At 68.3% G+C, this 20,156-nt stretch carries 20 protein-coding genes; 17 read left to right on the plus strand and 3 right to left on the minus strand.

Annotated features, from left to right (window positions below; all coding sequences use genetic code 11):
• Window positions 1–8 precede the first annotated feature (8 nt).
• From AC5020_RS00050 to AC5020_RS00090, 9 genes are all read left to right on the plus strand, one after another.
• The gene (locus AC5020_RS00050) at window positions 9–962 is read left to right on the plus strand and encodes a carbohydrate ABC transporter permease (protein ID WP_377018472.1); all 954 of its coding nucleotides are present in this window, start codon (window positions 9–11) and stop codon (window positions 960–962) included.
• Between the two features lies 1 nt (window position 963).
• The gene (locus AC5020_RS00055; RefSeq protein ID WP_377018473.1) at window positions 964–1,869 is read left to right on the plus strand and encodes a carbohydrate ABC transporter permease; all 906 of its coding nucleotides are present in this window, start codon (window positions 964–966) and stop codon (window positions 1,867–1,869) included.
• A 292-nt stretch (window positions 1,870–2,161) separates the two neighbouring features.
• Entirely contained in the window at window positions 2,162–3,487 is a 1,326-nt protein-coding gene (locus AC5020_RS00060) for an extracellular solute-binding protein (RefSeq protein WP_464986716.1), read from the plus strand.
• Between the two features lie 58 nt (window positions 3,488–3,545).
• Window positions 3,546–4,514, plus strand: coding sequence for a carbohydrate ABC transporter permease (locus AC5020_RS00065; protein WP_377793657.1), 969 nt, complete (start codon window positions 3,546–3,548; stop codon window positions 4,512–4,514).
• On the plus strand, window positions 4,511–5,428 hold the full coding sequence (locus AC5020_RS00070; RefSeq protein ID WP_377793658.1) for a carbohydrate ABC transporter permease: 918 nt from the start codon (window positions 4,511–4,513) through the stop codon (window positions 5,426–5,428). Before AC5020_RS00065 ends, AC5020_RS00070 begins: the two co-directional genes overlap by 4 nt.
• A 271-nt stretch (window positions 5,429–5,699) precedes the next feature.
• Window positions 5,700–6,956: an ABC transporter substrate-binding protein gene (locus AC5020_RS00075; protein ID WP_377793660.1), complete on the plus strand. Its 1,257-nt coding sequence runs from the start codon at window positions 5,700–5,702 to the stop codon at window positions 6,954–6,956.
• Complete coding sequence (locus AC5020_RS00080) at window positions 6,953–8,077, plus strand: carbohydrate ABC transporter permease (RefSeq protein WP_464986717.1); 1,125 nt, start codon at window positions 6,953–6,955, stop codon at window positions 8,075–8,077. The genes AC5020_RS00075 and AC5020_RS00080 overlap by 4 nt, the downstream gene beginning before the upstream one ends.
• Window positions 8,074–8,928: a carbohydrate ABC transporter permease gene (locus tag AC5020_RS00085; protein WP_464986718.1), complete on the plus strand. Its 855-nt coding sequence runs from the start codon at window positions 8,074–8,076 to the stop codon at window positions 8,926–8,928. The genes AC5020_RS00080 and AC5020_RS00085 overlap by 4 nt, the downstream gene beginning before the upstream one ends.
• 3 nt (window positions 8,929–8,931) lie before the next feature.
• On the plus strand, window positions 8,932–9,834 hold the full coding sequence (locus tag AC5020_RS00090; protein WP_464986719.1) for a glycoside hydrolase family 43 protein: 903 nt from the start codon (window positions 8,932–8,934) through the stop codon (window positions 9,832–9,834).
• On the opposite strand, the gene AC5020_RS00095 is transcribed toward AC5020_RS00090, so the two are convergent.
• From AC5020_RS00095 to AC5020_RS00105, 3 genes are read right to left on the minus strand one after another with little or no spacing between them, the layout of a single operon-like run.
• Window positions 9,818–10,405: a dihydrofolate reductase gene (locus tag AC5020_RS00095; protein WP_464986720.1), complete on the minus strand. Its 588-nt coding sequence runs from the start codon at window positions 10,403–10,405 to the stop codon at window positions 9,818–9,820. The two genes, AC5020_RS00090 and AC5020_RS00095, sit on opposite strands and share 17 nt — an antisense overlap.
• A complete protein-coding gene (locus tag AC5020_RS00100; protein ID WP_464986721.1) occupies window positions 10,405–11,208 on the minus strand; it encodes a thymidylate synthase in 804 nt (267 codons plus the stop codon). The genes AC5020_RS00095 and AC5020_RS00100 overlap by 1 nt, the downstream gene beginning before the upstream one ends.
• Entirely contained in the window at window positions 11,205–12,344 is a 1,140-nt protein-coding gene (locus AC5020_RS00105; protein WP_377803607.1) for a LacI family DNA-binding transcriptional regulator, read from the minus strand. Before AC5020_RS00105 ends, AC5020_RS00100 begins: the two co-directional genes overlap by 4 nt.
• Window positions 12,345–12,570: 226 nt before the next feature.
• On the opposite strand from AC5020_RS00105, the gene arfA reads away from it, so the two are divergent.
• The 8 genes from arfA (at window position 12,571) to AC5020_RS00145 (ending at window position 20,112) form a co-directional block, all read left to right on the plus strand.
• Window positions 12,571–14,091 (plus strand): arabinosylfuranosidase ArfA, encoded by a 1,521-nt coding sequence (gene arfA, locus AC5020_RS00110; protein ID WP_464986722.1) that lies wholly within the window; start codon window positions 12,571–12,573, stop codon window positions 14,089–14,091.
• Window positions 14,092–14,106: 15 nt separating this feature from the next.
• Window positions 14,107–15,738: an alpha-N-arabinofuranosidase gene (locus AC5020_RS00115; protein WP_464986723.1), complete on the plus strand. Its 1,632-nt coding sequence runs from the start codon at window positions 14,107–14,109 to the stop codon at window positions 15,736–15,738.
• Between the two features lie 362 nt (window positions 15,739–16,100).
• Entirely contained in the window at window positions 16,101–16,619 is a 519-nt protein-coding gene (locus AC5020_RS00120; RefSeq protein ID WP_464986724.1) for a type IV toxin-antitoxin system AbiEi family antitoxin domain-containing protein, read from the plus strand.
• A complete protein-coding gene (locus AC5020_RS00125) occupies window positions 16,616–17,473 on the plus strand; it encodes a nucleotidyl transferase AbiEii/AbiGii toxin family protein (protein ID WP_464986725.1) in 858 nt (285 codons plus the stop codon). Before AC5020_RS00120 ends, AC5020_RS00125 begins: the two co-directional genes overlap by 4 nt.
• Before the next feature lie 82 nt (window positions 17,474–17,555).
• On the plus strand, window positions 17,556–18,458 hold the full coding sequence (locus AC5020_RS00130; protein WP_464986726.1) for an alpha/beta fold hydrolase: 903 nt from the start codon (window positions 17,556–17,558) through the stop codon (window positions 18,456–18,458).
• Between the two features lie 177 nt (window positions 18,459–18,635).
• On the plus strand, window positions 18,636–18,998 hold the full coding sequence (locus AC5020_RS00135) for an ArsR/SmtB family transcription factor (RefSeq protein ID WP_377803613.1): 363 nt from the start codon (window positions 18,636–18,638) through the stop codon (window positions 18,996–18,998).
• Complete coding sequence (locus tag AC5020_RS00140) at window positions 18,995–19,525, plus strand: SRPBCC family protein (protein WP_377018489.1); 531 nt, start codon at window positions 18,995–18,997, stop codon at window positions 19,523–19,525. Before AC5020_RS00135 ends, AC5020_RS00140 begins: the two co-directional genes overlap by 4 nt.
• A complete protein-coding gene (locus tag AC5020_RS00145) occupies window positions 19,522–20,112 on the plus strand; it encodes a TIGR03086 family metal-binding protein (protein ID WP_377018490.1) in 591 nt (196 codons plus the stop codon). The genes AC5020_RS00140 and AC5020_RS00145 overlap by 4 nt, the downstream gene beginning before the upstream one ends.
• The last annotated feature ends 44 nt before the right edge of the window (window positions 20,113–20,156 follow it).

Consider the following 20,156-nt stretch of genomic DNA (forward strand, 5'->3'; position numbering starts at 1 on the left):
GCACACTCATGACGACGACGTCTCCTGCTGTTCCCCGGCCTGCCGGGGTGAGCGAACGGCCTGCCCGTCAGGTCGACGCGAAGCGCAATCGCCCGCAGGCCTGGCTCTTCATCGCCCCGTTCGGGCTGTTCTACCTGGCCTTCATGATCGGGCCGGCGGTCTGGATGTTCATCGCCAGCTTCTTCAACACCTCGACCGTCCACACCGGGCTCGGGTCGTTCGCGGGCCTGGCCAACTACGCCGAGATGTTCGCCCGCGACGACTTCTGGTCCTCGCTGTGGCACACCCTGCAGTTCACGCTGTACACGGTGCCGCCGCTGGTGATCCTCTCGTTCGTGCTCGCGGTGCTGACCAACCGGGCCTCCCGCGGCCAGTGGTTCTTCCGCCTGGCCTTCTTCCTGCCGTTCATCCTGCCCTCGGCGACGATCTCCCTGATCTGGGTCTTCATCTTCACGCCGTCCACCGGTCTGTGGTCACTGCCCGGTCAGCTCCTCGGCCTCGAGGCCGGGGCAGGGATGCTCGCCGATCCGGCCACCGCGATGATCGGAATCGCGATCGCCACGGTGTGGTGGACCATCGGGTTCAACTTCGTCCTCTACCTCGCCGGGCTTCAGGAGATCCCGCGAGAGCTGTACGAGGCCGCCGCCGTCGACGGGGCCTCGCCCTGGCAGCAGATCCGCAGCGTCACGATCCCGCTGCTGCGCCGGACCACCGCGCTGGTGATCCTTCTGCAGATCATCGCCAGCCTGAAGATCTTCGACCAGGTCTACCTGATGACGTCCGGCGGCCCCGGCATCTCGACCCAGGTCGCGCTGGGGCTCATCACCGAGACGGCCTTCACCGACAACCGGATCGGCGCCGCCTCGGCCGCGTCGGTGCTGCTGTTCCTCATCATCATCGTGATCGCCATCATCCAGCAGGTCGTCGAACGTGCTGGTGCCGAGCGCAAGGGGGCTTCCTGACATGACCGCCACCGACACCCGCCGCAGCGGCAGCTCGGGCGTCTCCGCCGCAGCGCCAGCCCCTCGCCGGGACCGCCCCGGCGGCAGCGGACGCTCGTTCACCGTGGTCACCACCGTGATCCTCGTCGTCTTCGCGATCCTCTGGCTCATCCCCAGCCTGTTCGCCCTGAAGACGTCGTTGTCACCCAATGGCGTCGCGGCGCTCGGCGCCCAGGAGATCCTCACAAACTGGACGCCGACGCTCGAGTCCTACGTGACGCTGATGCAGCAGGGCGACATCTGGAACTGGTACCTCGCCAGCGGTGTCACCTCGGTCGTCACGGCCGTGCTGACGCTGCTGTTCGCCTCGATGGCCGCATTCGCCCTCTCACGGCTCCGGTTCCGAGGGCGCGCGCTGGTCTACCTGCTGATCATCGTCGGCCTCATGATCCCCAGCCAGGTGCTGATCGTGCCGATCTTCGAGCAGTTGAGGATCGTGCAGCTGCTGAACACCTACTGGGCGGTGATCCTGCCGCAGGTACCCTCCGTCATCGCCGTGTTCATCTTCAAGCAGTTCTTCGACGGCATCCCCAAGGAGCTCGAGGAGGCCGCCCGCGTCGACGGCGCCGGACTGTGGCGGATCTACTGGGGCGTGATCATGCCGCTGTCGCGCCCGGTCACCGCGGCCGTCGCGATCCTCACCTTCGTGTGGACCTGGAACAACCTGCTGCTGCCGCTGTTCGTGATGTCCAACCCGGCGCTGATGACCATCCCGGTCGGACTGGCGACGGTCCAGGGCAGCTTCGGCCTGCGCTACGCCGACATCCAGGCGGGCGCGATCCTGGCTGCGCTCCCGCTGGTGGTGCTGTACATGTTCTTCCAGCGCCAGATCGTCGAAGGCGTGACGGGGTCCGGCCTGAAGGGCTGAGCGCACGCCGGAGCGGCGGGCTGATTCCCGTCGCTCCCGGGTCACCAGGGTCTGCGCCCTGTCGAGGACACGCTTACCGGCTTCACCGATACCGCTCGGCGCGGATCGGGGGAGCCGGTTTGTCGTGCGCCTGAGTGCAGGTGGCCCGCGTGATGTTGACGGCCGCTTTACAGCGCTGTAAGTTCAGCATGGCGCACGCGGGTCTCCCAGGGCCGGGAGGCTCACGGACTACCGGGCGGCCCCGCTGGGAACCGTCCGACCCGCACTCGACCACGAAGAGGTGGACAGGATCATGCTCGGAACGTCTCGCGGAGGAACGCCCGTACGTCGACGCACTCTTCTGCAGGGTGCCGGGGCACTGGGCGCGCTCGGCGGCCTCGGAGCACTGTCCGGGTGCGCCGGGGCGAACGCTCGTGCCTCGGACGACATCGCCTTCTGGCATCTCATGACGGGGTCCGACGGCGAGACCATGGGCGAACTCGTGGATGAGTACATGGCCTCCGACGGTGCCGCCACGGTGAGCCAGACAGTGCTTGCGTGGGGAGCTCCGTACTACACGAAGCTGGCCATGGCCTCAGCCGGAGGCCGCGCGCCCGATGTCGCCGTCATGCATGCCTCCCGTGTTCCCGGGTACGCGCCAGGGGGTCTGCTGGACGAGTGGGACATCGACCTGCTCGCCGAGTTCGGCGTCCGGAAGCAGGACTTCCCCGAGTTGATCTGGGAGAAGATGTTCTTCGAGGACAAGCTCACGGCGATCGCTCTGGACTCTCACCCCTTCGTCCTCTACTACAACACCGAGATCGCCGAGTCCGCCGGTGTGCTCGACAGCGACGGTCTGCTGATGCCTACAGATACTCCGGAGGACTTCCGGGCGATGGCTCTGGAGCTCGGGGCCAAGGCGCCCAGCGGGTACGGCCTGTCCTGGGGGTATCTCGCAGACGCCTCGAACCAGTGGCGGATGTTCTCGACGTACTACGCGCAGATGGGCGGCACCATAGACCTGCCGGTCGGCGGCAAGATGCAGTATCAGGAGGAGATCGTCGTCGAGGCGATCGAATGGATCCTCTCGCTGATCGACGGCGAGGTGGGCAACCCCAGTCATGACGGCGGCACGGCTGTCTCCGAATTCGCGACGGGCAGTTCAGGCGGTCTCTTCGGCGGCGTCTGGGAGATCGGCGGGCTTGAGGGGCTTCCGTTCGACATGACCGTGATTCCTGGCGTATTCGGCGATCCTGCCGCCTTCGCGGATTCCCATACGTTCGTGCTGCCCCACCAGTCGACCCCCGACGAGGAGCGGCGCCGCAATGTCCATCGAATGGTCGCCTATGTCCTGCAGAACTCGTTGAACTGGGCGGGCGCGGGGCACATCCCGGCCTATACGCCGGTGGTCGAGTCGCCGGAGTACGCGGAACTGACACCGCAGGCCCACTACGCCGACGCCATCGATCACCTCGTCTACGACCCGCCCGCGTGGTTCACCGGCGCCGGCAGCGACTTCCACAACTACTTCGGCAACGACATGCAGAACGTCTGGGCACGGCGCACGGACCCCCTTGACGGCTGGAACGCCTTCGTCGCCCGCATCAACGCACTGCTGCAGAAGCCTGCCCCGGTGTGAGAGCCCGGCACCGCGTCCTTCCTGTACCGCTCAGTTCGCCCGTCGAAGGAGACGATCGATGATGACGACCGACGGCCTGGCCGCCCCTCCGGGCGGAAGCGCGCCACCTGTCGCCCCCGGTGCTGCCGAGCACCTGTCAGCCGGCCGGAAACGCCGGCGCCGCTCCGAGAACCTACGCGGGTGGCTGTACTGCAGTCCCTTCCTTGCGGCCTTCGTGCTGTTCCTCATCTGGCCGACGGTCTACGGGCTGTGGATGAGCTTCACCAGTGCGAGCCTGGCCGGGACCAACACCGAATTCGTGGGGCTGGACAACTGGGTGGAGGCCCTCGGCGACCCGATCGTGTGGCGCTCGCTGGGCAACACGGTCTGGTTCACTGTGCTCTCGACGATCCCGCTGGTCGTCGTAGCGATGCTGATGGCCGTCCTGGTGAACCTGGGGCTCCCGGGGCAGTGGTTCTGGCGCCTGTCCTTCTTCCTGCCGTTCCTGCTGGCCTCGACCGTGGTCTCCCAATTCTGGGCATGGATGTACAACCCGCAACTGGGCCTGATCAATACGTTCCTGGGCTGGTTCGGGGTGACGGGACCGGCCTGGTTGCAGGATCCGGGCACCGCGATGATCGCGGTGGTCGTGACCACCGTATGGTGGACGATCGGTTTCAACTTCCTGCTCTACCTCGCTGCACTGCAGAACATCCCTGACCACCTCTACGAGGCGGCATCGCTGGATGGGGCCGGAGGGCTTCGCAAGTTCCTTTCGATCACCCTGCCGCAACTCGCCCCCACGACGGTGCTGGTGCTGGTACTGCAGCTGCTGGCATCGCTGAAGGTCTTCGATCAGATCTATCAGATGACCGGCGGCGGCCCGGGCGGCGCGACCCGCCCGATTCTCGTCTACATCTACGAGGCCGGCTTCACCGGCTACCGCCTCGGGTATGCCTCGGCCATCTCATACATCTTCTTCTTCATGATCATCATCGTCTCAGTCGCCTACATGGTGATCTCGTCCCGCCGGAGCGTGAAGGCATGAGCGCCGCTGCCCCCACCAGCCCTGCCCGGATCCCGACCACCATGGCTCGGAATGCCGGTGCCGTCGCGGCCGTGCCGAAGCGGCGTCGCGCGCCCACGCCCACCCGCATCATCGCGTTCGTCATCCTGGCTGTGCTTGCGCTGTCCTGGCTCGTGCCGGTGCTGTGGGCGGCACTGACATCGTTCAAGACGGAGGCCGAGGCCGCCGCGATGCCAGTCACGATCATTCCGGAGCAGGGCTTCACGCTGGCGGCGTACGTGAATGTGCTGACCGAGGGCCTCGTACCCCGGTGGGCCTGGAACAGCCTGCTGACCTCGACCCTCGTCACGCTGATCACCGTGACGATCTCGGCACTGGCCGGCTATGCGCTCTCGCGGCTGAAATTCGCGGGACGCCAGATGATCATCGCGCTGATCGTCGCCTCGATCATGATCCCGGCACAGATCCTCATCGTGCCGCTGTTCCAGCTGATGCTGACGCTGGATCTGGTCGATACCTACTGGGGGATCATCCTGCCGCAGGTCGTCGCGGCCCCAATGGTGTTCATCCTCAAGAAGTTCTTCGACCAGATACCGTTCGAGCTCGAGGAGGCGGCGCTGATGGATGGCGCGAGCCGGCTGCGGATCTTCTGGAGCATCGTGCTGCCGTTGTCGCGCCCGATCCTCGGTGCAGTCGCGATATTCGTGTTCATCGGCGCCTGGAACAACTTCCTGTGGCCGTTCATCGTCATCAACGACTCGAACCTGATGACTCTCCCGACGGGCCTGCAGACCGTCGTCAGCGCCTATGGAGTCCAGTACGCCCAGAGCATGGCCCAGGCGATGCTCGCGGCCCTGCCGCTGATCGTGGTGTTCATGTTCTTCCAGCGTCAGATCATCCGCGGGATCGCGACCACCGGCATCGCCGGAACCTGAAGGAGAGCGTCTCGCACGGTCGGCACGCCCACCGGTTCCACCGATACGTCTCGCTCCTGAGACATATCGGTGGAACCGGTTCGTCGTGTTGCGCATGTCGTGCCGAGGAGGAGCCGCATATGTCGTCTTGACGTCGAGGAGAGCCCGGCAGTCGCGGGTCGCTGCGCCCGAGTGATCGTGTCCTAGATGTGACATGGCGCACCGATTCTCACGTTAGACTCCTGCCAGCCCGCGACGACGCGGGGCATCTGGCGCATCGAAGGAGATGGCAATGACCGGCAGATATGGATTCTCACGACGTCACGCTCTGGGCCTCGGCGGGGTGGCCCTGGCCGGAGCCGGCCTGACCGCGTGCGGCGGCAACACCGGCGGGCTGACGGGTGGCGGGGGAGGTGGTGGAGAGACCCTCTCGCAGTGGTACCACCAGTACGGGGAGGACGGCACGCAGGACGCCGCGACCAAGTACGCCGAGGCGTACGAGGCGGGCACCGTGGAGGTCAACTGGGTCTCCGGTGACTACGCCTCCCGGCTGTCGACAGCGCTGCTCTCCGGCGGCGGGGTGGATGTGTTCGAGAACAACGCGATCGCCGTCGACCAGGCCGAGCAGGGCCGCTACGTCGAGCTCACCGACATCGTCGACCCGGTCAAGGACCAGTTCAACGAGGCCTCCCTGGGCCCGGTCACCATCGGTGACCAGATCTGGGGCGTCCCGATGCTGCTGGACCCCCAGCACTTCTACTACCGCAAGAGCATGTTCGAGGCCGCCGGCATCGCTCCGCCGGAGACTTTCGACGACCTCGTCGCAGCCGCCACCGAACTGACCACGCCCGACCAGAAGGGGCTGTTCCTCGGCAATAACTTCGACGCGTGCACCTACCCGATGATCTGGGCCGCCGGTGGGAGCCCCATGAACGAGGCCCGCGACGCCGTCGCGTACAACACGCCCGAGTACGCCGAGGGGCTCGCCGCGATCCAGCAGATGATCGCCGACGACGTCCTGCTGACCGGTGCGCCCTCGGACTGGGCCGATCCATCGGCCTTCGCCTCGGGCCTGGCCGCGATCGCGTGGGGCGGCTGCTGGGCGCTGCCGGCCCTCGAGGAGTCGCTGGACGACGTCGGCGTCTTCCCCCACCCGGCCGTCGGCGCCGGTGGGCGCCAGGTCGCGTTCATCGGCACCTGGAACGAGCAGGTCGCCGGCAACAGCGAGAAGGCCGAGGAGGCCAAGGAGTTCGTGAAGTGGCTGTGGATCGAGCAGGCGGAGTTCCAGACCGACTGGGCGCTCAGCTATGGCTTCCACATCCCCTCGATCACGTCGGTGGCCGATGCCGCAGACGCCCTCAAGGACGGCAACGGCCTCGAGATCGCGACCATGGCCAAGGACATGGGTGTGACCGGCACCCCCGAGTGGACAGGTGAGGTTAGCACCCCGCAGGCCGACGCGATCAGCAACATCCTCAAGAACGGCGCCGATCCCGCCGAGGAGCTCGCCGCAGCGGAGGAGGCCAGCAACCGGGTCCTGGACTCGTGAGCACGCAGGCCACCACTCCGTCGGGAGCCTCGTCCGCGCACTCCGCCGGTTCCTCGGCCGGAGAGCCACGGACCCGTCCGTCGGCCGCTGTCGACCGCGGCGGTCGGAGCCGCCACGGGCCCGACGGCGCCGGCCCTGTTCGCACCGGGCCGACGAGGATCAAGGGCAACAACCTCGCCTTCTGGCTGTTCTTCACGCCGTTCCTGGCCGGGCTGGCGGTCTTCACGATCCTCCCCCTGATCTGGGGCGGCACGCTGAGCCTGTTCGAGGCGCGCGGGACGGTGCTGCCCACCCGCTTCGTCGGGCTCGAGAACTTCACGGGCTTCCTCGTCGACACCGCGTTCCTGCAGTCGCTGCGCACGTTCATCGTGTTCGCCCTGTTCATCGTGCCGGTGACCATGGCCGCCTCCCTCGGCCTCGCCGTGCTGATCAACGGGCTGCCCCGGTTCCAGACGTTCTTCCGCTCGGTGTTCTTCCTGCCCACCGCGTGCAGCTACGTCGTCGCGTGCGTGGTCTGGAGGCTCTCGCTGTTCAACGGCCTGGAATCGGGCATCGTGAATCAGCTGCTGGGCGTCGTGGGCCTGGATGCGGTCTCGAGCTGGCTCTCGGCCTCGCCGTACTGGTGGATCGTGCTGGTCTCGGTGCGGCTGTGGCTGCAGGTCGGCTTCTACATGCTGCTGTTCCTCGCCGGACTGCAGGCGATCCCGACTCAGCTCTACGAAGCGGCCGCGGTCGACGGGCTCAGCCCCGGCGGGTTCCGCATGTTCCGCCTGATCACACTGCCGCAGCTGCGCACCACGTCCGCCGCGGTGCTGCTGCTCCTGCTGATCGCCGCCTTCCAGGCGTTCGACGAGTTCTACAACCTCACCGGCAACAATCCCGAGACCAGGCCTCCGCTGGTCTATCTCTACAACATCGCTCTCGGCCCGCAGCAGGACTTCGGCACCGGCTCGGCCGGCGCCCTGGTGCTGACGGCGATCATGGTGATGGCCGGGCTGCTGCAGACCTGGCTGGTGGGCTTCGGATCCAACGACGACGGGGCCCGCACGGGCCGCTTCCGGTTCCTGCGGGGCCTCGGCCGCCGGGGCGCAGCGCCGGCTGTCGGGAAGGAGGGGCGATGACCGCCCAGCTCAACATCGTCGGCCAACGACGAGGCAGCATCGGCCTGACGCTTCGGTACGTGGTGGCGTCCGCGCTGGCGGTGGTGTTCCTCGTGCCGTTCTACGCGATGATCAAGACGGCGCTGTCCACGAACGACGAGATCTACTCGCGCGAGTTCGTGTTCTGGCCCAGCGACCCGCAGTGGCAGCGCATCCCGGAACTGTTCGCGGATCCGCGGTATCTCGATGCCCTGATGAACTCGGCGATCATGGCGGTGCTCTCGACCTCGCTGTCGATCCTCATCGCCTCGCTCGCCGGCTACGCGCTGGTGCGAATCCCCAACCGCGCGGCCAAGCCGATGTTCATCCTGGTCATCACGGTGCTCCTGGTGCCGGCGCCGACGGCGTTCGTGCCGAACTTCATCATCGTCGCCTCCCTGGGTTGGATCGGCACCCTGCAGGGGCTGATCGTTCCGGGCCTGTTCAGCGCGTTCAACGTGTTCCTGTTCCGGCAGTTCTACGTGAACTTCCCCCGGGAGATCGAGGAAGCCGCCTACATCGACGGGGCAGGGTTCTTCCGCACGTTCTTCCGAATCGTCTTCCCCAACACGCTGCCGTTCGCCTCGGCGCTGACGGTGCTGGGGTTGATCGGCTCGTGGAACGCGTTCCTGTGGCCGCTGGTGGTCGCGGGCGACGGGCAGAACGCGATGACGGTGCAGATCTACCTGTCCTCGTTCCTGACCGCGCAGACCTTCGACTACGGAGGCCTGTTCATGGCGGCCACCGTCAGCCTGCTCCCGGTGCTGCTGGTGTTCTTCGTGCTCCAGCGCTACCTGGTCGCGGGCATCGCCGCGACCGGATTGAAGGGATGAGTGATGACCGCTGAACCGGCGTGGGAGGTGCCGCTGGCCGACCCTGCCGTCGTCCGCACGCCCGACGGGTGGATCGCCTACGGGACCGGTCCGGTGCGGGACGGTCTGGCCGTTCCCGCCGCCGTCTCGTCGGACCTCCAGCAGTGGGAGGGGATCGGCAACGTGCTCGAGGCCCTGCCATCCGAGGCGGGCGATTCGTATTGGGCGCCGGAGGTCTGCCACCGGGACGGCGCCTGGTGGATGTACTACTCGGTGGGCCACGACGACCGCGGCCACCGGGTGCGAGTCGCCCGGGCCGAGCACTCGCGGGGCCCGTTCCGCGATCAGGGGCTCGTGCTCACGCCCGACGAGCTGTTCGCGATCGACGCCTCGCCGTGCCGACTGCCGGACGGGTCGTGGTGGCTGTTCTTCGCCCGCGACGTCCTCGAGCATGAACGGCCGGGGACTCACCTGGCGGCCGCGCCGCTGCCGACGCCGACCACGCTGGGGGAGACGGTCCCGGTGCTGGAGCCGTACGCAGATTGGCAGATCTTCGAGCGGGACCGGGAGATGTACGGCTCCACGTACACCTGGCACACGCTCGAGGGCCCGCACGTCGTGGTGCGCGACGGCATGCTGCTGCTGACCTACTCGGGCGGCTCCTGGCAGGGTCCCGGGTACCGCACCGCGTGGGCGCACGCCTCCACGCCGGTGGGTCCCTGGACACTGCCGGAGGCGGGGGAGGACGTGCTGCTGGCGACCGACGAGGAGTTCATCGGTCCGGGTCACAACTCGTGCACCGTCGGGCCTGACGGCCAGGACCTGATCGCGTTCCACGCGTGGGATGCCGAGCTCACCGGGCGCTTCATGCATCTGCGCGAGCTCCGCGTCGGCACGGACCCCGCCCGCCTCAGCGTTCGTAGGTGAGGATGCGGTAGCGCAGGCCGTTGGCCGCTTCGTGCCACCCGGACTCCGGATCGGCCGACGTCTGCCGGAAGGCGCTGGGGACCTCGGGGGCGGTGGTGTCCCCGTCGACGTCGAGGTCGATCTCGGTGACGGAGAGCAGATCCGCGTCGTCCATCGCCTCCCGGTAGACCCCGCCGCCGCCGATCACCCAGATCGTCCCGTCCTGCGCGGCCAGCGACTCCTCCGCGAGGCGCAGCCCTTCCGGCAGGTCCCGCGCGCGAACCGCACCGTCCTCGGCGAAGTCGTCGTCGCGGGTGATGACGATGTTGGTACGGCCCTGCAGGGGGCGGAATCGGGGCGGGAAGGACTGCCAGGTCCGCCGGCCCATAACCACGGGGCAGCCCTGGGTGGTGCGCTTGAAGTGGGTGAGGTCCTCGGGCAGATGCCACGGCATCGTGCCGTCCGCACCGATCACGCCGCTGCGCGTCTGCGCCCAGATCATCCCGATGCGCGGGCGGATGGGGCCACCGCTGCCGGCAGGGGCACCGGACCGGGCTGAGGCGCCGGATGCGGTCTCGTCGGCCGGTCCCATCAGACCGCGACCGGCGCTTTGATGCCCGGGTGGTGCTCGTAGCCCGCCACCTCGAAGTCCTCGAGGACGTAGTCGAGGATCGAGTCCGGGCGGCGGGTGATCCGCAGGCTCGGGTAGGGGTAGGGCTCGCGGGCGAGCTGCTTGGTGACCTGCTCGATGTGGTTGTCGTAGATGTGGCAGTCCCCGCCGGTCCACACGAAGTCACCGACCTCGAGATCGGTCTGCTGGGCGACCATGTGCGTCAGCAGCGCGTAGCTGGCGATGTTGAAGGGGACCCCGAGGAACATGTCGGCGCTGCGCTGGTAGAGCTGACAGGAGAGCCTGCCGTCGTGGACCTCGAACTGGAACAGGGCATGGCAGGGCGCCAGCGCCATCGCCGGGATGTCGGCCGGATTCCAGGCGGTCACGATCAGTCGCCGCGACTCCGGATTGGTGCGGACCTGCCGGACGACGTCACTGATCTGGTCGATCACGCCGCCCTCGGGGGTGGGCCAGGAGCGCCACTGCGCCCCGTAGACCGGGCCCAGCTCGCCGTTCTCGTCGGCCCACTCGTCCCAGATGCTCACCCCGCGCTCCTGCAGCCAGCGCACATTGGTGTCCCCGCGCAGGAACCACAGCAGCTCGAGCGCGAGCGAGCGGAAGTGGACGCGTTTGGTGGTGATCAGCGGGAAACCCGCCGAGAGGTCGTAGCGGAGCTGGCGGCCGAACAGGCTGCGGGTCCCGGTGCCGGTGCGGTCGCCCTTGGGGCTGCCGGTCTCCAGGACCTCGCGCAGCAGGTCCTCGTACGGGGTCGGGATGGTCACCGGGGGTGCTCCTCGATATCTGGGGCGGATAGGGATGCGGGAGTACGTGCTGATGACGATGGCGCGGAGATGCCGGTGCTCTCCATGGTCGACTCCCGCGTGACCACGGTGTACGGGGTGTCCACCACGCGGGGCGGGCCGTCGTAGCCCTGGATGCGCTCGGCCAGCAGGTCCAGCACCGTGGCCGCCAATCGAGACTTGTCCGGGGAGACACTGCTGAGGGACGGGGCGGTGAACGGCGCGTCGGGCGTGTCGTCGTATCCGATCACGGCGATCTCCTCGGGCACCCGTCGGCCCAGGCGTCGCAGCTTCGCCAGCGCGCCGATCGCGAGGTCGTCGTTGCCGCAGACGATGCCGTCGATGTCGGGGTGCTCCTCCAGCAGCGTCTGGGCTCCGTCGAAGCCGTCGATGCGCCGCCAGTTCGGGAGCGTCCGCACGACCGCCTCGTCGGGGGAGAGGCCGAACTCGCCGATCGCGGAGAGGAAGCCGTCCCGGCGCAGGGAGCCGGAACTATGGGGCTGCTGCCCGTGCTCGGTGTCGATCACGCCGAGGAAGGCCAGGCGGCGCCGGCCGGTCTCGAGCAGATGCGACGTCGCATCGAAGGACGCGGAGACGTTGTCGATACGCACGTAGTCGCTGCCCTGGGGGAGGGTCTCGGGCAGGTGCTCGCCGATGAACGCGGTGGGCTGGCTGGTGCGCTCCATGCGCGCGAACAGCTCCTCCTCGAGTTCGAGAGGACTGAAGATCACGCCGTCGCCGAAGACCCGTTTGAAGCCCTCCAGCACGGTGCGCTCTGCGTCGCGGCCGCCCGAGGTCGAGTGCAGCACGATGGTCTGACCGCGTCGCTGGGCCTCGTCGATGAACTCCTGGGCGAGATTCGAGAAGTAGGAGAGATTCAGTGACGGCACCGCGAGGGTGATCATCCGGCTGGCCCCGGTGCGCAGCTGCTGCGCCGCGACCTGGGGGCGGTAACCCACCTGCAGGATCGCCTCGCGGACGCTCTCCCGGGTCGACTCGCGCACATGCGGGTAGTCGTTGACCACGTTCGAGACGGTCTTGATCGAGACCCCCGCGAGCTCGGCGACATCGCGCAGCGACGGAGGGCGCTGGCGGCCGGTCGAGGAGTGCGTGGGCATACCTATGATTCTCGCACCGAACCGGGCCGCGGCGGCTGCAGGGCGCGCAGCGGTGGGGTCGGGCGATCAGCCCGACGCGCCCGTGAGACCCCGTTGACGCGGTCCTCTTGCTGTGAAAAGGTGTTTGCAACGATGTAAACCTGGTTGTCGCACCTGGTCATCGCATCGTGTCCCGTCGCACTGTCGCGCGAACCGGCGCCCACTCCCCAGAAGGATCCTGACACCGATGTCTCCTGCGCTGACCCTCACCGTCAACCCCGCCTTCCGCGTCGCGCCCGTGCGCCGCCGCACCTTCGGTGCGTTCGTCGAGCACCTGGGCCGCTGCGTCTACACCGGCATCCACGAGCCCGATCATCCCTCGGCCGACGAGGACGGCTTCCGCACCGACGTCCTCGAGCTCACCCGTGAGCTCGGCGTCAGCTCGGTGCGCTACCCCGGCGGCAACTTCGTCTCCGGCTACAAGTGGGAGGACGGCGTCGGGCCCCTCGAGCAGCGACCCGCCCGCCACGACCTCGCCTGGCACTCCACCGAGCCCAACACCGTCGGCCTGGACGAGTTCATGGCCTGGGCGAAGAAGGCCGAGGTCGAACCGATGTACGCCGTGAACCTCGGCACCCGCGGGGTCGAGGAGGCCCTGGACGTGCTGCAGTACGCCAACGCCCCGCAGGGCATCGAGCTCTCCGATCAGCGCGCCGCCAACGGGTCGCCCCAGCCGCACGGCATCCGCATGTGGTGCCTGGGCAACGAGATGGACGGCCCCTGGCAGACCGGCCACAAGACCGCCGAGGAGTACGCCCGGGTGGCCACCGAGGCAGCCCGTGCCATGCGTCAGGAGGACCCGGACCTCGAGCTGATCGCCTGCGGCTCCTCGAACTCGCAGATGCCCACCTTCGGGGCGTGGGAAAACACCGTGCTGACCGAGGCCTACGACTTCGTGGACATGATCTCCGCCCACGCGTACTACTCGGAGAAGGACGGCGACCAGGCCTCCTTCCTCGCCTCGGCCGACGACATGGACTACTTCATCGACTCCGTCGTCGCCACCGCCGACCATGTGCGCGCGAAGCTGAAGCGCGACAAGCGCATCATGGTCAGCTTCGACGAGTGGAACATCTGGTACCAGCACCGCGCCGAGTCCCGCCCGCCGAGCGGCGACGACTGGCCCGTCGCCCCCGTGCTGCTGGAGGACGTCTACTCCGCGATGGACGCCGTGGTGTTCGGCAACCTGCTGATCTCCCTGCTGCGCCACAGCGACCGCGTCGCCTCCGCGTCCCTCGCCCAGCTGGTCAACGTGATCGCCCCGATCATGACCGAGCCCGGCGGGCGTGTGTGGAAGCAGACCACCTTCCATCCGTTCTCGCTCACGTCCCGCCACGCCAAGGGCGAGGTGCTCGACGTGCGGCTCCAGTCGCCGACGTTCGAAAACCAGCGCTTCGGCACCAGCACCTCGGGCGACGCGGTCGCGACCTGGGACGAGGAGACCGGGGACCTCACCGTCTTCGTCGTCAATCGCGACGCCTCGGGGCCGCTCGACCTGGGCGTGGACCTCACCGCCTTCGCCGGGCTCAAGCTCGTCGAGGCCCTCACCCTCCACCACGAGGACCCGTACGTGGCGAACACGGCCGACGCCCCCGACACCGTCACCCCGCAGAAGAACGAGTCGATCGCGCTCGCCGACGGCCGCCTGACCGGTGAGCTGCCCGCGATCTCGTGGTCGATCATCCGCCTGAGCCGCACCGGCGCCTGAGCAAGGAGAACTCCGATGAGCAACCCTGCCCGCACTGTCACCACCGGCCTGGCCTCGGCGCTGAGCGCCCCCAGCCACGGCACCGGTACCACCGGATCGACCGGCCCCTCCAGCAGGCGGACCGACGGGCCCGCGCGCGTGGTCGTCGACCTCGACCTGCCCGGCGCCACCATCTCCCGCCATCTGTACGGCCACTTCGCCGAGCACCTCGGCCGCTGCATCTACGGCGGCTTCTTCGTCGGCGAGGACTCCGAGATCCCCAACACCCGCGGCATCCGCCACGACGTGGTCGACGCCCTGCGCGCCCTGCGGATCCCCAACCTGCGCTGGCCCGGCGGCTGCTTCGCCGACGAGTACCACTGGAAGGACGGCATCGGCCCGCGCGAGCAGCGCCCTCGCATGGTCAACTCCCACTGGGGCGACGTGGTAGAGGACAACTCCTTCGGCACCCACGAGTTCATGGACCTCGTCGAGCTGCTGGGCACCGAGGCCTACGTCAACGGCAACGTCGGCTCCGGCACCGTGGCCGAGATGAGCGAGTGGATCGAGTACCTCACCCGTGCCGACGACTCCCCGATGGCCTCCCTGCGCCGGCAGAACGGGCGTGAGGAACCGTGGAAGGTGCCGTACTTCGGGATCGGCAACGAGGCCTGGGGCTGCGGCGGCAACATGCGCGCCGAGGACTACGCCGCCCTGGCCAGGCAGTACTCGACCTACGTGCGCGATCACGCGGGCAACGACGTCACGCGCATCGCGGCCGGCGCCAGCGATGACGACTACGGCTGGACCGAGGCGCTGATGAAGGCCATCGGCACCCTCAAGGGCCGCGAGACCAAGCCCAAGCCCTTCCAGGCGATCTCCCTGCACCACTACACGATGTCCGGGCCGTGGCAGGACAAGGGCAGCGCCACCGAGTTCACCGAGGACGAGTGGTACCTGACCCTCGCCCGCGCCGCCCGCACCGAGGAGCTCGTCGCCCGCCACTCCACCGTCATGGACCACTACGACCCGCACAAGCAGGTGGGCCTCGTCCTGGACGAATGGGGCACCTGGTGGAACGTGGAGCCCGGCACCAACCCCGGCTTCCTGTACCAGCAGAACACCGTGCGTGACGCCCTGGTCGCCTCGCTCCACTTCGACGGCTTCCACCGCCACGCGGACCGCCTGGTCATGGCCAACATCGCCCAGACCGTCAACGTGCTGCAGGCGATGGTCCTCACCGACCCGGACTCCGGCGCGCTGGTGCTCACGCCGACGTATCACGTGTTCGAGATGAACGCCGGTCACCAGGACGCCGCGGCGCTGGACGCCCACGTGCTGCTGCCCGAGGAGCCGCGCGAGATCGAGGGCCGCACCCTGCCGTCGATCTCCGCCTCGGCGTCGACGACGGGGGAGACGGCGCTGATCTCGCTGTCGAACCTGGATGCCTCCGAGGGCCGCACGCTCGTGCTGGACCTGCGCGGCCGCGAGGTCACCGGGCATTCGGCGCGGGTGCTCACCGGAGCGTCCTCTGCCGCGCACAACACCCCGGAGCAGCCCGACGCGGTGGCCCCGGTGGAGCTGACGACGGTGCGCGAGCACGAGCGCGGCCTCGAGGTCGAGCTCCCGCCGCACTCCTTCGCGACGGTGCAGCTGCAGCTGGCCTGAGGGCGGGCCGCGGGTGGGCTGGCGCCTGGCCGCGGCGCCCCACGAACGCTGCGCCCTCGCTCAGCCGTCGTACCCTCACGCAGCCGCCGCACCCCCGCTCAGCCGCCGCGACGCAAGAGGTGCCGCTGACGTGGTACTTCTCGGTGCACGAGCGGTCCCGGCTGGGTCCCGCGACCGCCGGGGCCTGAATGGTGCCGCTGCAGTCGGGTCGAAGGCGAGCCCGTATCTGGGTTGCTCGCGCCTGGCTTGGCTATGGCGAAACAAAGCGTATACAGGTACGGTTACCTGCATACGGTCTGTTTCGGGAGGTGAGAGCCATGGGGGCAGAGACGCTGCGTCCGAAGCACGCGTGGCGTGGGGGCATGTCCCGGAGCACCCTCTACCGCGCGGCCCAGTCGGGGCGGTACGAGCGCATTGCTCGGGGCATCTACCGGCCGTCCGACGCGCCAGCCGCGGACTGGGACTGGATCGAGGCTGCCACCCGTCGTCGAGACGCGACGATCTGCCTGACTTCGGCGCTCGCTTTCCACGACCTCACTGACGCGATTCCTGATGCGCTCGACGTCGCCATCCCGCGCGGAGCCCGCATCCCTGCCACCGAGGCGGCAATCAACTGGCACCTGTTCGCCAAGGACACATTCACCCTCGGCCGCGCTGACATCGCGGTCCCGAGAACGGCCCAACGCATCGGCATCTACTCGCCCGAGCGGTGCATCGCCGACGCCTTCCGCCTTCGCGGCGACGTCGGATACGAGCTCGGCAGAGACGCCCTTCGCGAATGGCTGCGCAGGGGTGGCAGGCCGGCCGATCTCATGGAGATCGCGTCCAGGCTCCCCAGGGCCGAGGGGCCAATCCTTCAGGCACTGGACATCCTCGCGTGAGCACAGGCGAGGCAGTCTTTCGGCAGCTTCAGAACCGAGCCCGATCGGACGGCGCCAAGGCCGGTAAGCCCACTCCCACGGCCGAGTACCTCACCCGTCACGTGCCTGAATCGTTCCTTGAGCGGCTCGCCCGCACGGATCACCGGGACAACTTCATCTTGAAGGGCGGCATTCTGCTTGCCGTCTACGGCGTACGCCGCCCCACGAAGGACGTGGACTCTGAAGCGGTCAATGTCTCTGTCACGCCCGAGCACATCGTGGACGTTGTGCGTCACGTGGCGGCAGTCGATGTCGCGGATGGTGTCTGGTTCGACGTGGACGCGGTCAGCATCCAGGAGATTCGCGACGACGCCGAGTATCCCGGCATGCGGGTGCGGGTCAACTGTCGTGTCGGGCCTCAAATGCTCGTCGTGGTCTGGGACATCTCCACGGGCGACCCGATCGTGCCGCTGCCGCGGCCGGTTAAGGTTCCTCGGGTGCTCGGTCACGACATAGAGATGCTGGGCTACGCGCCGGAGACCACCGTGGCCGAAAAAGGCGTGACCATTCTGGAGCGGGGGACCGCGAGCACCCGGTGGCGCGACTACATCGACATCGTCCAGCTGAGCGAGAAGCACGGTGTTGATGAGGACCTGCTTCTGGAATCAGCCCAGGCCGTGGCCCGGTATCGCAAAATTGCCCTCGGTCCGATTGCACCTGTCATCGCAGGGTACGGGGCCATCGGCCAGGTGAAGTGGGCTGCCTGGAGACGCAAGGAACGCCTCGAGGACGTCAGCGAGCCTTACCTTGACGCCCAGATGGCCAAGGTTGCCACAGTCCTCGACCCCGTATTCAGACGGTCTGACCGAGCGTAGGTTCGGTCGCGATTTCCGGACCGGATCGGATGCACGAAGCCGGGGCCGGAAGTTCAGGGCCGGATCGAGTAGGTTCTCGCGTGTGACCGCATCTCCCTCCGCGCCTGCTGCGCCGACTCCTTCGCTGCCCGAGCCTGTCCCCATCGACCTCGGCGGGGTCCGGATCGCCATCTACGAATTCGGAGCGGATGGCAGCGCCTCCCGCGGTGACGTCCTGTTCTGCCATGGCACCCCGTGGTCGGCCCAGGTGTGGGCACCGGTGGCCCGGGCCCTGAGTGCGACCTTCCGGGTGCATCTGTGGGACATGCCCGGCTACGGCCGTTCCGGCAAAGGGGTCGACGTCCCGCTCGACCTGGTGACCCAGGGTGAGCGGTTCGCGCGGCTGCTCGAGCACTGGGAGCTGGCGAACCCCCACGTGATCGCCCACGACATCGGCGGCGCGGTCGCCCTCGGCGCCCACCTGCGTGGCGGCAGCCAGTTCGCCTCGCTCGCGCTGTGGGACGCCGTGACACTCGACCCGTGGGGGTCGCCGTTCTTCCGGCTCGTCGCCGAGCACGCCGACGTCTTCACCGCCCTGCCGCCCGCGCTCCACGCCGCCCTGGTGCGCGAGTACATCAGCGGGGCCGCGCACCGCACGCTGACCGCGGAGCAGTCGGAGCTGCTGGTCTCTCCCTGGATCGAGGGGGAGGGGCAGGCCGGGTTCTACCGCCAGATCGCAGCGCTGAGCCCCGAGCACACCGAGCCCCTCGTGGAACGGCTCCACCAGGTGCGCTGCCCCGTGACGATCGGCTGGGGCGAGCAGGACCCGTGGATCCCGGTCGAGCAGGCCTCCCGGCTGCGGGAGGCGCTGCCGGGAGAGCCGCCGCTGACTGTGCTGCCGGGCGTCGGGCATCTCGCGCCGATCGAGGCGACCGAGCCGGTCGCCACGGCGCTCGCGGAGTGGCTCGCGGGGGCCGCTGATCAGGGCGCTTCGGCCAGCGCCTGACCGCGGCGCCTCGACCTGCCCCTGATCGCGCTGCCACGAACCGAGCCTGGCCGCGCTGACAGCCCGCGCGTGCCCGGCGACCGAGCCCGCACCAGTTGTATTCAACCGAAGGGTTGACGACGTGGCGGAGCAGGCGTAGCGTCGCCGTTGTTAACCAAGAAGTTGAGAAAGGGATGTATGGACGACGACACTCTCTCGAGGGCCTTCGCCGCTCTCGCCGACCCCACCCGTCGCGACCTCGTCTCCCGGCTCACTCTCGGGGACGCCACCGTGGGCGAGCTCGCCGCCCCCTATGACATGTCGCTGCAGGCCGTGAGCAAACACCTCGCGGTCCTCGAATCCGCCGGTCTCGTCACCCGCCGGCGCGATGCCCAACGCCGCCCCGTGCATCTCGACGCCGAGACGCTGGGGGAGCTGACCACCTGGATCGACCGACATCGCAGGGCCGCCGAGGCACGCATGTCCCGCCTCGACGAGGTCCTCGAGCACGCAGGAACCCCTGACGCAGGCCTCACCGATTCTCAGGAGACATCGCCATGAACGTCACCGACCGTCTGACCACTGCCGCCATCGAAGCCGACCCCGACGTCCCCCTGATCCGCATCACCCGGGACTTCCCTGCTACTCCGGAGCAGATCGTCCGCGCTCACACCGACCCGGACCTCTACGCCCAGTGGGTCGGGCCCAAGGACCTCTCGACCCGCATCGACCACTGGGACGCCCGCACCGGCGGCTCCTGGGCCTTCACCAACATCCGGGGTGAGGAGGAGTACTCCTTCCACGGCTGCTTCCACGAGGTCTCCGAGAATCGCATCGTCCAGACCTTCACCTTCGACGGCTGGCCCGAGGGGGTCTCGCTGGAGACGATGCGATTCGAGGACCTGGGGGACGGCTGGACCCGCATGCACAGCCAGTCGCTGACCGACTCCTTCGAGGCGCGCGGTCAAATGCTGGAATCCGGCATGGAAGTCGGCATCAACGAGGGCTACGCGAAGCTCGACGAGCTCCTCGAGGCCGGTTCCGTGCCGGCGGGAGCACAGTCTCCTGCGGCGGAGCAGACAGCGTGAGCACCCCGCTGCCCCAGCTCCCGCCCGACGCGAAGTACCGCGCCATCTCCGACCGGTTCACCGAGACGGTCGGCGGGGTGAAGGACTGGGACGCACCCACGCCCGTCGCGGAATGGCGTGCCCGGGATGTCGTCGACCATCTCGTCACGTGGCTGCCGGCCATGATCCACGGGGGCTCGGATGTCCGCTTCTCGGCCGGGCCGTCGGCGGACGACGACCCCGTCGGCGCCTGGAACCATCTCGATAGGCAGGTCCGTGAGCTGTTCGAGGACCCGGCTGCCGCGCAGCACCTGCACTCGAATCCGCACACCGGCCAGGACAGGCCGGTCCCGGACGTCGTCGACTCGGTCTTCACCGGGGACGTCTTCTTCCACACCTGGGACCTGGCTCGCTCATCGGGCCAGGACGACGCGCTCGATCCCGACATGGTCCACGAGGCGCTGGCCGGGATGAGTGCCATGGAGGAGATGCTGCGATCCAGCGGCCAGTTCGGGCAGCAGCAGCCCGTGCCGCAGGAGGCGACCGAGCAGGAGAAGCTCTTCGCCTTCCTGGGCCGCGATCCGCGATGGGAGGCTGCGGCCGGCTGATCTCCTCCAGGCCCGATCGCCGAGCGGACCCTTCGGCGTCAGAC

It is taken from the genome of Brachybacterium sp. SYSU DS0246 (genome assembly GCF_059391765.1).